This window comes from Neoalteromonas arenosi (assembly GCF_030362855.1).
Lineage (GTDB): Bacteria > Pseudomonadota > Gammaproteobacteria > Enterobacterales > Alteromonadaceae > Alteromonas_E > Alteromonas_E arenosi.
Genome location: NZ_JAUCBP010000002.1, coordinates 459612 through 472324 on the forward strand (window position 1 = coordinate 459612; position 12713 = coordinate 472324).

Here is a 12713-nt window from a genome sequence, read left to right on the forward strand (position 1 = left end):
AAAACTTTTAATTCAACGCATAATTCGATCCGTTAGTCGTGTTCCACCGTAATCCTTATTATTGTTAAGAAACCGGAAAAAGTACGTTGCAGAGATTGTCTTTGTTTCCATTATCCGCACACCTGCTACCAGGTGGTCGCATGTCATTGCGGATTTTCGAACCACGCTATGTGCGGATGGTCAAAGAAGTGTGTGCCAGTGATTCAGTGTTCGTTGTTTGTATGCTCAATTCAGAAGGGGACAAAGAAATAAATACACATATCCATCCGCTTGGCACTGTGGGCAAAGTTATCGACTTTGACGTGTTGGAAGACGGGCTGCTTGGTGTCACTGTGGAAGGTCAACACTGTGTTAAAGTTTCGTCTATTGAGACCGAGTCTGATGGACTGAGAGTGGGGCAATGTGAGGAAGTGGACGGCTGGACTTGCGATATCAGTCAAACAGACATTGCGCCAATGAATATGCGTTTGAAGGAAATTTTTGAAAAATATCCGGAAGTAAACGCGTTATACGCCGAACCCGCTTTTGACGACCCCATTTGGGTTATTCATCGTTGGTTGGAATTATTGCCGGTGGATGCGTCAAAAAAGCAATACTTTTTAGAGCAAAAAGATTGCGGCAAAGCGCTGCAGTTTTTGCGAGAATTAATCGAATAACTGATCCTTATTAAAGCTCAGCCGTATTTGTTATTATGTGGAAGAGTTAGGATTATACAATGCTAGTTGGGATACCGTTGGAATCGAAAGAAGCGAGACCGTCAAGACCAATCGACTGTGCTGAAGAGATGTCTTCTTATTTAGTAGAGGTGGCATCAGACAGAAGTAAAGTTGCGTTCGCGAAAATTTTTAGTTATTTCGCACCTCGCTTGCGTTCTTACGCGTTAAAGCAAATGGGCAACGAAGCGTTGGCGATGGAGTTGGTGCAAGACACTATGTCAAACGTTTGGCAAAAAGCGCACCTGTTCAACGCTGAGAAAGGCTCACCATCTACTTGGATTTTCACTATCGCCCGAAACATTCGCTTCGATATGTTAAGAAAGTTGCAAAACAGAAAAGAAGATGTGTGTGCCGACGATTTATGGCCGGTTTTGTGTGAGCAAACGGCTGATGCCAACGAAACATCGCTTGAAGAGCAAGTTACGCTAGAGCAACTTGGGCATTTATTTGATGCATTACCTGTAAAACAACGTGTCGTGATTGAAGCGATATACATAGACGGCAAGTCTCAGCAAGAAGTTGCTGACGAGCTAGAGATCCCGTTGGGAACAGTCAAATCTCGCACTCGCTTGGCATTGCAAAGACTAAAGGACATGATTCAAGAGCATGATTAATTTTCACCCAACTTCAACACAATTACAGCGATTCGCGGAAGGCAATTTACCTCCATCGGAGGCGTTAGTAGTTTCAGCGCACTGTGATATGTGTACTCAATGCATGGCTGTAGTCAAAGCTGCAAGCGAGAAAGTTGCAGCAGAGGCGTTATCAAAGGTAAGCAATGACCCAAGTCTCGACGCAATACTCGCTAACATAGTACAGCAGCCGGTGGCTGAACGTCCTAGTATCAGTGTTCCGAGTATAGATACGATCGAGTTAGACGGACGCGAATTCAAAGTGCCTAGAGCGTTGCGTCGGTACGTGCGCAAGACGGGTAACTGGTCATCGCTGGTGGGGAAACTATGGCAAGCCCCGGTTGATTTGGGGGATATGGGTATGGCCAACTTTATCTACATGGAAAAAGGCGGTCGTGTTCCTGAGCACACACATAAGGGGTCAGAATACACATTGGTCATCAACGGTGAGTTCAGTGACGGTATTGCAGACTATGATTCCGGTGACTTTATCTCACTAGATGGTGAGCATACACACGCGCCGATGTCTGATGCAGATGAAGGTTGCTTGGTGTTTAGTATCGTCGACAAGCCTTTGCACTTTACGTCAGGTTTAGCACGACTACTCAACCCGTTTAGTCACTTGTTCTTCAAATAAAAAAAAGGCGCCATCTTGGCGCCTTTTTTATACGTCAATATTAAATAAATTCACTGTCAGGGTAATTAAGCATCAACGTTTTGATCGCATTGCGCTTTAGATCCTCTAACTTGAGCTCATCATAGCAAACCACCATAATTTCAAGTGCTTGCTGTACCTGATTAGAATCCGGGTAGTGTTCTAATACATAGCGGCCACGATTTGCTGCGGCAACATAGGCTTGGCGACGCATATAGAACCTTGCGATGGCTATCTCGTAACTCGCTAAACGATTTTTGATATAAAGCATACGCTTCTGAGCATCAGCAGCGTACTTGCTGTTTGGGAACTTTTCAATTAAGCGACGAAAGTCTTCAAACGCTTCACGTGATTTACTGGGATCGCGATCGGAGCGATCAATATTCATTAAATCTTGAAAAAGGTTGTTATCCGTTTCCATATTTGTCAAACCGCGCATGTAATGCGCATAGTCAACATCTGAATGATTGGGATTCAAGCGAATAAAGCGATCTATGGTTGCTAGCGCTTGATCCTGTTTGCCAGACTTGTAATAGCTGTATATTAAATCCAGTTGAACTTGATGTGACAACGGGCCGAACGGAAAGCGCGAATCCAATGTGCTGAGGGTTGTTGCAGCGCCAGCAAAGTTACCTGCGTCCATTTGTCTCTTGGCTTGCTCATAAAGGGTTTCTGCCCCTTGATTGGCAGAGACAATTTGTTCTTCGTTGTCTGACGAACTGCAACCAGACATGACAAGGGCAGCTGAAAAACAGACTGCGCCAATTAAACCGTTATACTTCATTTAAAACGTTCCTGTTAGGACGATGCTTGTGACTACTCATTTTTGTGGGCGCTATTCTAACGCAATGAATTCAATAATACCTCATCATTAAGCATCTAATCACGATTGCATTTTGCTATAATGCCGCAAATTATTACTGAAGGTCGATATGAGCGCGTCACAAAAAACCATTAATTTATTCGTAGAGACTGATTTATCAGTCCATGGTTTACGGTTAGATCAGGCAATTGCGAATTTGTTCCCCGAATATTCACGTTCTAAACTAAAAACGTGGATTTTAGACGGCTGCGTACAAGTTAACGACCAGGTCTGCACTGTACCGCGGCAAAAATTAGATGGGTTCGAACGTATCAAAATCGAAGCTACTGCCGAAGTCCAAGTTGAACATACCGCTGAAGACATCGCCTTAGATATTGTCTATGAAGATGAGCACATCATGGTCATCAATAAGCCAGCTGACTTAGTTGTGCACCCTGGGGCTGGTAATGCACAAGGTACAGTGTTAAACGCACTCTTGGCTTATATACCCGGCATAGAGTTAGTGCCACGGGCAGGTATCGTGCACCGCTTAGACAAAGACACTACTGGATTGATGGTGATCGCTAAAACCCTCGAGGCGCAAACCCATTTAGTTGAGCAATTACAAAGCCGCACAATGAGTCGCGAATATGAAGCTATTGTCACGGGGAATTTAGTTGCAGGTGGCTTAGTTGACAAACCGATAGGGCGGCATGCAACGAAGCGCACCTTGATGGCGGTTAGAGAGTTGGGTAAACCGGCAACGACCCACTATCGAGTGATGAAGAAGTTTCGTGCGCATACACATCTACGGTTAAAGCTGGAAACGGGTAGAACTCACCAAATCCGTGTACATATGGCCTATATTAAGCACCCAATTGTTGGCGATCCGACATACGGAGGGCGTCCTCGCTTACCCAAAAATGCCAGTGACGCAATGGTTCAACAACTGCGTGGATTAAAGCGCCAGGCATTACACGCGGCACAGTTGTCACTGTTTCACCCGGCAACTGAAGAGTGGCTAACGTGGCAAGCGCCTTTGCCAGAGGATATGCAGCAGTTACTCATAGCTCTGGACGACGACACTGCTATCCATGGGCTCGATGATTAATTCTGACGCCCTGTTACGTCCCGATTGGCAAGCCCCTGAGACAATAGAGGCTTATTCTACAACGCGTATTGGGGGCCTGAGCAAAGATGAATTTGGCAGTTTAAACCTTGGTGATCACGTTGGCGATTTGACTGAAAGTGTAAATGCAAATCGCGCGCTGTTGCCTCATCATGAAAGTATTACTTGGTTAACACAAATTCATTCAAATACCGTCATATCGTTGCCCAGTGAGCAGAGTGTTGGAGATGCGGTATATACCTCTGAGGTGGGCGTAGCGTGTGCCGTTATGACCGCTGATTGTGTTCCTATTCTTATGGCTGATAAGCACGGCCAAACCGTTGCAGCCATTCACGCAGGTTTGAAGGGACTTGGTTCGCAGATCATTCAGCGCACGGTGGAACGTGCTTATGCTCGACAAAATGGCGCTCAATTACTTGCATGGATAGGTCCCCACATCGGCCCCAACCACTATGAAGTAAGTAGTCAAGACGCGGAGATATTTGGCCACATTGATGGTGCTGTTACTCCTAGTGGGGTAGGTAAAGTTCGGCTCAATCTCGAGTTCATCGCCCGTTACCAATTGCAGTCAGTGGACGTTAGAGCAGTTTTTTCAACCGGTCACTGCACCTACAGCCGTGAAACTGAATACTTTTCATACCGGCGTTCTCGCCATCAGGGTATGGAGAATTGCGGTCGGATGGTTAGCGTGATTATAAAGCGCGCCTAATCTAAAAAAACACTTCAGATCTTGAATAGTGCAATATAAATACCCACATTGATAGTAAGTTAAAAGCGATGATGAGGTAATTTAGATGCGCTTAGATAGATTTACAAGCAAATTTCAGATCGCAATTTCTGACGCTCAATCACTGGCTTTAGGACGTGATCATCAGTTCATTGAGCCTGTTCATTTGATGACGGCGTTGCTCAATCAGCAAGGCAGTTCATTACGTAGTTTGTTTGAGCAGGCCGGTGTCAATGTCAATGGTTTACGTTCAGCACTTGCGGAATCAATAGACCGTCTGCCGCGTGTTGACGGCGTTGGTGGTGATGTCCAATTAGCTAAAGAGTCGGTTGTATTGCTTAACCTGTGCGACAAAATTGCACAGCAGCGAAAAGACGACTACATCACATCAGAAATCTTCGTTCTGGCGGCGCTACAGGATCAAGGCAAACTCGGCCAATTATTGGCTGATGCAGGTGCCACTGAAGCGAAAATAAACGCGGCAATTGAACAATTGCGCGGTGGTCAGAAAGTGACCGATCCCAATGCTGAAGACGTACGTCAAGCACTAGAAAAATATACCACAGATCTCACCGAACGTGCTGAGCAAGGCAAGCTAGATCCTGTGATAGGTCGCGACGATGAGATCCGCCGCACGGTCCAAGTATTGCAGCGACGCACCAAAAATAACCCAGTACTCATCGGTGAGCCCGGTGTTGGTAAGACCGCTATTGTCGAAGGTCTTGCCCAACGAATTGTTAACGGTGAAGTGCCGGAAGGACTGAAGAATAAGCGTGTATTAGCGTTGGACATGGGCGCGTTGGTTGCTGGTGCTAAGTATCGCGGTGAGTTTGAAGAGCGCCTGAAAGCTGTATTGAACGAACTATCTAAAGAAGAAGGCCGAGTTATCCTTTTCATCGACGAACTCCACACTATGGTAGGCGCGGGTAAAGGCGACGGCGCAATGGACGCTGGTAACATGCTTAAACCGGCATTAGCCCGGGGAGAGTTGCATTGCGTAGGCGCGACAACATTAGACGAATATCGTCAGTATATTGAAAAAGACGCTGCGCTTGAGCGTCGCTTTCAAAAGGTTCTCGTTGACCAACCCAGCGTTGAAGACACTATTGCCATCTTACGTGGCTTAAAAGAGCGTTATGAGTTACATCACTCGGTTGATATCACTGATCCTGCAATCGTCGCTGCAGCAACCCTATCCCAGCGCTATATTAGTGACCGCCAGTTGCCGGATAAAGCTATCGACCTGATTGATGAGGCCGCATCGAGTATTCGACTTCAAATTGATTCAAAGCCGGAAGACATGGATCGCCTTGAGCGCCGAATCATTCAATTGAAACTCGAAGAGCAAGCTTTGGCGAAAGAAAAGGATGACGCGAGTCACAAACGGTTAGAAGTGATCGAATTGGAGCGTGAGCAGCTTGAGATGAAGTACGCCGAGCTGGACAAAGTATGGAAGCAGGAAAAAGATGCCATGCAAGGCACTCAATCTATTAAGTCTGAACTTGAACAAGCGAAACTTGATTTAGAGATTGCCCGACGGGCTTCAGATTTAAGTCGGATGTCTGAATTGCAGTACGGTCGAATTCCCGAATTGGAACTGCGTCTTGAAAAAGCAGGTGAAAACGAAAGTATCGAGACCAAATTATTGAAGAACAAGGTGACAGACACCGAAATTGCCGAGGTATTATCGCGCTGGACAGGAATTCCTGTTGCCAAGATGCTCGAGGGTGAGCGTGACAAACTCTTGCGTATGGAAGAGGCTCTTCATCATCGTGTCGTTGGTCAAGATGAGGCGGTAACGGCAGTGTCTAATGCGATACGTAGGTCTCGCGCGGGGCTAGCTGATCCGAACCGCCCGATTGGCTCTTTCCTGTTTTTAGGGCCGACAGGGGTAGGTAAAACAGAACTTTGTAAGTCATTAGCCAATTTTATGTTTGATTCTGAACAAGCAATGGTGCGCATTGATATGTCTGAGTTTATGGAAAAACACAGTGTTGCTCGGTTAGTTGGGGCCCCTCCTGGATATGTGGGCTACGAAGAAGGGGGCTATCTCACCGAAGCGGTGCGACGTAAGCCATATTCGGTGATTTTACTCGACGAAGTAGAGAAGGCTCACCCTGATGTTTTTAACATTCTATTACAAGTGCTCGATGATGGGCGACTCACAGATGGACAAGGGCGTACAGTAGATTTTAAAAATACAGTCGTGATTATGACGTCGAATTTGGGCTCAGATGTGATACAAGACAAACACCAAGAGAGTCAATACGATGAAATGAAGAACATGGTAATGTCTGTTGTAGGGCAGCATTTTAGACCTGAGTTTATTAACCGGGTTGACGATATTGTTGTGTTCCATCCGCTTGGCCGTGAACAGATTAAGTCTATCGCCTTGATCCAACTAGCCGGTTTGCGCCAACGCTTAATTGATAAAGGCTTTAAACTAGAGTTGTCTGGAACAGCATTGGATAAAATCGCAGCAGTCGGTTTTGATCCCGTGTTTGGTGCTCGTCCGCTGAAACGCGCAATCCAAACGGAGATTGAAAATCCACTTGCACAAAAACTATTATCTGGCGACGTAATGCCTGATAGCACTATTAAAATCGACGTCCATGATGGCCAAATTGATTTTACGGTCCATGATTAATTGAACGACGCTCTGACATCAGCTGCTTATTCGGGCAGCTGATGTCATGATGAAAAACAACCGCGAATAGTATATTCTGCTCGGCAAAGTCAAGATGACTCAAGCAAAGGATAAAATTCATGCCGCGAGGTCTATTCCGCCGATCAGCGTTAGCTGCTGTTGTTTGCCTTTCAGTTCAAGCGGCGATTGCCAATCCTGACTTATATGAAAGCGCCTTGGCTGACGCTCAGAGTGGCGACATACGCTCCGCTGTTATCAAGATTAAAAATATTCTACAAAGCGATCCCAACAACTTACCCTCGCGATTGTTATACGCGGATATTTTACAGCAGTATGGCGAGTTTGCTGCGGCCCAAGCGCAATATGAAAGGGCACTTGAGCTAGATGCAGATGAAAACCTAATTATTGTACCATTGGCAAAAATTATGCTGTTGCGTGGCGAGTACGAAGCCTTGCTACGGGATATTGAAGTTGCTGGTCGGCCTACTGATATTCAGATAGAACTATTATTAGTGCGAGCCGATACCTATTTAGCTATGCGTGATTATGCTAGTGCGGAGCGCGAGTATCGACGAGCATTGCGACTTTCTCCCAATAATATGACCGCAATGATAGGCTTCGCGCAAATCGCATTTCAGCAGGAAGACACAGAGGCATTTAAACGACATATTCTCGCCGCAAAAGAAGTCGATCCGTTAAATAGTGCGGTTTGGTTTTTAGAAGGGACGTATGAGCGCAAAAAGCGAAACTTTAATGCTGCCTTGGAAGCGTTTGATCAGGCAATAGAGCGTTCACCGGACTTATTTACTGCCAGGCAAGCGCGGGCTGCAATTTTAATAGATTTAGACCAACTCAATGCTGCAGCTATCGACATTAACTACATGATGCAGCGTATCGATGATGATCCTTACACGCTTTTTTTACAGGCTTTACTATTGTTCAAGCAAGACCAGCGCGATGAGGCAAATGTGTTGCTCACAGATTTGAGCAATAAATTTACTTTGGTCCCACCCGACGTTTTAGATCAGCATCCGGAGCTAATGCGAGCTAAAGCTATTACAGAGTTCATGTTGCAAAACTATACAGAGGCTGAGCGTTTGTTTTTACAATTACTCGGCAAATCACCTAGTGATCCGCAGCTGCGTGCAATGATGGCAAAAGCCCTTTCGGCTCAGGGGCAAAACCGCCGCGCAATTGATCATCTGAAGCTCATTCCTATAGAAGAATTAGAGTTAGAAAGTGCGCGTCTATACGTTTTAGCTCTGTTTGAAAATAATAGACACTTTGATTTGGTTAGCTTAGTCGACCGACTACCCGTTGATTATCAGGCTGACCCGCAAATAGCCAACATGCACGCAGTAGCCTCGATTAATACAAGACAAATCAACTCAGATAGTCACGAGGCACCAACAGCATCGGAAAGTAGCTCATTACTGGTAAAAGGATACAGTTATTTACAAAATGGCGACCTTCAGCAAGCAATGATTATTGCTCGAGAACTTGAAGAAGAGGCGAGTAATATTGAAACGTTGAATTATATTGGTGCGACATATCAAGCGCTTGGCAAATACGAAGAGGCAACTGCTGCCTACCGTAAAGCGTTGGAGCTAAACCCAGATGATTTGTTAGTAAACTTGAATTTAGTCCAAATTTACCAGCAACAAAATCAACTTGTTAAGGCATATCAGATACTTAAAGTACAAGAGCAGCGGTATCCTGAAGACATTCGAATTATGTTTCAATTGGCCAGAGTTGCGCAGCAACAGGGCGATTTTTCAACTGCCGCTGACTATTTTAGTAAAATCAATGATTTGAATCCGTTAGAGCAAAATACGTTGCTTAACTGGCTTGATGTTCTGCTGCGTGATGAACAGTATATGCAGGCATTGGAAGTCGCGAAGCTACTTGAAGACATCAATAAGTTCTCACCACCCATGTTATTTGGCAAAGCTCGCGCACAATTGGGTAATAACAATGAGCAAGATGCGATTCGCACATTGCGCACATTATTGGGGTTAGTCGGTGATTCAGCGGCTCACTTACTCAGAATTGGTCAAATGTTTGCTGAAATTGGTGAGCAAAATGGGTTGGGAGATGTAATTGCGCGTCTAGAAAAGCAATCGGATCAACGTGACAATGTGGCGCGCTTACGAATTGTTTTTCAGTCAAATGCTGGGATGAATACAGAAGCCCTACAGACAGCACAAGGATTAGTTAGACGGACCAATGCAGCTTCAGATCACAGAAGATTAAGTGAATTGTATTTGCAAGACAATAACCTTAATGCAGCCTTACAACACGCTAAACAAGCATTTTCTCGAAGCGCGACCAATGAGTATTTGCCCTACCTAGTGACGATTTATTGGCGTATGGGTGATCACTCTGAATTACTCGCTTTACTAGAGAACTGGCTAGCCGACCATCCCGATGATTTGACCAGCAGAAGAATGTTTGCCAATTATCTACAACAACGTCAAGAGTTTGGGCTAGCAGCTACGCAATATCAGTTAATCCTCGCTACTGTTGAAGCCGACTCATTCAGCTTAGTCAACCTAGCGATAATGGCCGTAATTCAAGGTGATTTCGAGCAGGCTTCAACTGAATTAGGGAAATTGAATGAACTTCAAGCCCAAGACCCGATAGTGATCGACTTAAAAGGTTGGATAAATTTCAATCGAGGTAATCAACAAGAAGGACTTGCCCAATTGCGCGAGAGCTATGCTCGGAATGCACGCAACCCGTTAAATCTCTACCACTTGGGGATGGCGTTACTCGAGCAGAATCGCACTGCACAAGGAGAGCAAATGCTGCGTCGCTTCATAGAACTATCCAACCCTACAACTAAAAGCTATGAAATAAAGGCCAAAGCGCGACTGGGCGTTTCTTAACATCATGTGCGTTGCCTGCATTATTGTGTAGGGAGCCGAGAACTAGCTCCTATGCTATAGGTACAAAAAAGCGAGCCATTGGCTCGCTTTTTTTAAAACCTAAATTTAACTTAGCTTTTGCGTTTTAATCGGAATACTAATAAACCAAAGCTAAGCAGCATGATAGCGATGGTCGAGGGTTCAGAAACGTTGCGTCGAACCGCACTAAAAACGATGTTATCGAAACCACCAGACCCTTGCATACGCAGCACTAACGTGGTGACATTCATCGCGCCGTTGAATGTTTGCGTTAACCAGCCACCATTACCATGACTGCTACTAGTATTAAGCAACGTCGGTGACATTGCCTGCGTTCCCATCAATGTCTGGGTGGCATCGTAGAAACCAAACGAACCTAACTGGTTCGAGCGATTCTCCATATCTACCAGATCAATAGAGTGTAAGTTTACCGGCTGACTAAAGTTAACAAAAACCCACCCACCGTGCGGTGCGCCGTCGCTGCTCGTGTAACGATCGTCAGGATCATGACAGTAATCGTTCCCCATGTAAGCGGTACAACGTTCATTATTTCCGTCAGCCCAGTTCTCGTTGATAATTGCAATATTGCCGCCGGTATAGTTTGATGCCATTCCATCGTTGTTATTTACGCCAACTTCGAGGTCGTTGTCGTCAGAGCTGCTGTAAGCAGTGTTAAACAATACTAAATAGGGCGCAATTGACGCTGCATTACCGTTTGAGTCTTTACCTGAGTTAGTAATAGAGAAATTACTGCTAGGATTAAAATCGAGCCCATCAAAGCCGTTGACGCCGGTTTGAATTGATGTCCAGAAACTTACATCAATACCGCCAAAGCGACCGTCTGAATATTCATCATCGATGACCTGAGACCATTTTCCCCACCCATGGCTACTGCCTGGTGCAACAAAGTTAGGATCATCAAAATCAATCGTATACTGTGTTGCGCCAGATGCGCTTGCGTTAAAAGCTGCCAATGAGCCCAATAACAACAGTGCTGACAACTTTTTCAAATTACCCATTCTTAAATACTTCCTTTGGTTTAATCCGCGATATTAATCGGTTTCTACGCAACTTGCGTTTACATCCTCATAACAGCGTTTTGTATTTTATACGCTAGCGTCTCCTAGGCACATATCGTGCCACTGATTTTTATGTATAATTAACAATGGCATATGTTTTATATTTGAGCTTTTTGTAAAGAAAGCTGACAACGTTATTGTTATTAATTTGTGATTTTTCTCTCGTCTACTACCTACCTGACTATATTAGTTTAGCATTGCGTTTATGTGTTATTATGAACCGGTTATTAATAATAGAGATTTTTTGATGGCTCAGCGTAAAGGCATATATTTACTCCCTAACCTTTTAACCACTGCAGGGCTTTTTGCCGGATTTTTTGCCGTAGTATCTTCTATGAATGGAAGGTTTGAGTCTGCCGCAGTGGCTATATTCGTTGCCATGATTTTCGATGGCCTCGATGGTAGGGTTGCGCGCATTACCAATACGCAAAGTGACTTCGGTGCTGAATATGACTCAATGGCGGACATGGTCTCGTTTGGCGTTGCACCTGCATTAGTTGCTTATAATTGGGGCCTGACTGGAATGGGGAAACTCGGCTGGTTGGCAGCTTTTATATATGTAGCAGGCGCAGCCTTGAGACTTGCCCGTTTTAATACGCAAGTTGGTATAGCAGATAAACGCTTTTTCCAAGGTTTGGCAAGCCCGGCCGCTGCAGCAGTGGTTGCCGGAATGGTTTGGGTAGGTGTTGAATACCAAATTACTGGCACTGATGTCAGCCTTATTGTAGCTGTTGTCACCGGATTGAGCGGTTTACTGATGGTGAGTAACTTTAAATACAACTCCTTTAAAGAGGTAAATTGGCACGGAAAAGTACCTTTTGTTGCTTTACTACTTATATTGTTAGGTTTTGTTGTTGTAGCGACTGAACCGGCTTTAGTTCTGTTCGTTGTATTCTCATTATATGCATTGGCCGGTCCTATCAATACTTTCCGCACGGTCGACAAAGTAACATTAGATGATGTGGTAGGCGATCATGAAGAGGATGAAGATTTTTCTTCGAGCGATGTAAAACCGTCACAAAAACACCCAGAATCTGAGATTAAAGCTGAAGAAACCAGCAAAACGGTCGAAAAATAACCGAACGGACGTGTTTTTCGACTTTTTTTCAAAAAGCGGTTGACGATGTAAATGATGTCTGTAGAATGCGCGCTCGCTTCAACGGGAAGACGAAACAAACAAATCAACGGCATCGCCAATGATTTGACGCAATCCCTTAACTGAAGCGGGTTTCAAGCAAATCGCTGAAAAATAAATTTCACAAAAATGCTTGACACTCTGACGCGAAGATGTAGAATGCGCGTCCCGCTTGAGGAGAGTCACCAAGACGCTAATCAAGCACTGCTCTTTAACAATTTATAACAAGACAATCTGTGTGGGCACTCGTTAAGAGTGTCACAACGACAATTTATTTTTTGCTTT

At 44.9% G+C, this 12713-nt stretch carries 10 protein-coding genes; 8 read left to right on the forward strand and 2 right to left on the reverse strand.

The genetic code is table 11. The features are described 5' to 3' along the window. Positions 1 to 86: 86 nt before the first annotated feature. The 3 genes from QTP81_RS04125 to QTP81_RS04135 are packed head-to-tail and all read left to right on the forward strand — an operon-like array spanning position 87 to position 1985. On the forward strand, positions 87 to 656 hold the full coding sequence (locus QTP81_RS04125; protein WP_289363898.1) for an LON peptidase substrate-binding domain-containing protein: 570 nt from the start codon (positions 87 to 89) through the stop codon (positions 654 to 656). A gap of 59 nt (positions 657 to 715) precedes the next feature. Beyond that, on the forward strand, positions 716 to 1330 hold the full coding sequence (locus tag QTP81_RS04130; protein WP_289363899.1) for a sigma-70 family RNA polymerase sigma factor: 615 nt from the start codon (positions 716 to 718) through the stop codon (positions 1328 to 1330). Beyond that, complete coding sequence (locus tag QTP81_RS04135) at positions 1323 to 1985, forward strand: ChrR family anti-sigma-E factor (protein WP_289363900.1); 663 nt, start codon at positions 1323 to 1325, stop codon at positions 1983 to 1985. The genes QTP81_RS04130 and QTP81_RS04135 overlap by 8 nt, the downstream gene beginning before the upstream one ends. 40 nt (positions 1986 to 2025) lie before the next feature. On the opposite strand, the gene QTP81_RS04140 is transcribed toward QTP81_RS04135, so the two are convergent. Continuing rightward, positions 2026 to 2787, reverse strand: a complete 762-nt coding sequence (locus QTP81_RS04140) for an outer membrane protein assembly factor BamD (protein ID WP_289363901.1) — start codon at positions 2785 to 2787, stop codon at positions 2026 to 2028. 148 nt (positions 2788 to 2935) lie between these two features. Here QTP81_RS04140 and rluD point away from each other — a divergent pair, with 148 nt between their 5' ends. The 4 genes from rluD (at position 2936) to QTP81_RS04160 (ending at position 10196) form a co-directional block, all read left to right on the forward strand. Further along, on the forward strand, positions 2936 to 3916 hold the full coding sequence (gene rluD, locus QTP81_RS04145) for a 23S rRNA pseudouridine(1911/1915/1917) synthase RluD (RefSeq protein ID WP_289363902.1): 981 nt from the start codon (positions 2936 to 2938) through the stop codon (positions 3914 to 3916). Then, on the forward strand, positions 3909 to 4643 hold the full coding sequence (gene pgeF / locus QTP81_RS04150) for a peptidoglycan editing factor PgeF (protein WP_289363903.1): 735 nt from the start codon (positions 3909 to 3911) through the stop codon (positions 4641 to 4643). The genes rluD and pgeF overlap by 8 nt, the downstream gene beginning before the upstream one ends. Positions 4644 to 4728: 85 nt before the next feature. Next, on the forward strand, positions 4729 to 7308 hold the full coding sequence (gene clpB, locus QTP81_RS04155) for an ATP-dependent chaperone ClpB (protein WP_289363904.1): 2580 nt from the start codon (positions 4729 to 4731) through the stop codon (positions 7306 to 7308). A gap of 119 nt (positions 7309 to 7427) precedes the next feature. Then, complete coding sequence (locus QTP81_RS04160) at positions 7428 to 10196, forward strand: tetratricopeptide repeat protein (RefSeq protein ID WP_289363905.1); 2769 nt, start codon at positions 7428 to 7430, stop codon at positions 10194 to 10196. 110 nt (positions 10197 to 10306) lie between these two features. On the opposite strand, the gene QTP81_RS04165 is transcribed toward QTP81_RS04160, so the two are convergent. Continuing rightward, positions 10307 to 11233 carry a hypothetical protein gene (locus QTP81_RS04165; RefSeq protein WP_289363907.1) on the reverse strand — a complete coding sequence of 309 codons (927 nt, stop codon included), beginning with the start codon at positions 11231 to 11233 and terminating at the stop codon, positions 10307 to 10309. A gap of 307 nt (positions 11234 to 11540) precedes the next feature. Here QTP81_RS04165 and pssA point away from each other — a divergent pair, with 307 nt between their 5' ends. Then, a complete protein-coding gene (gene pssA / locus QTP81_RS04170; protein WP_289363908.1) occupies positions 11541 to 12371 on the forward strand; it encodes a CDP-diacylglycerol--serine O-phosphatidyltransferase in 831 nt (276 codons plus the stop codon). Positions 12372 to 12713 lie beyond the last annotated feature (342 nt).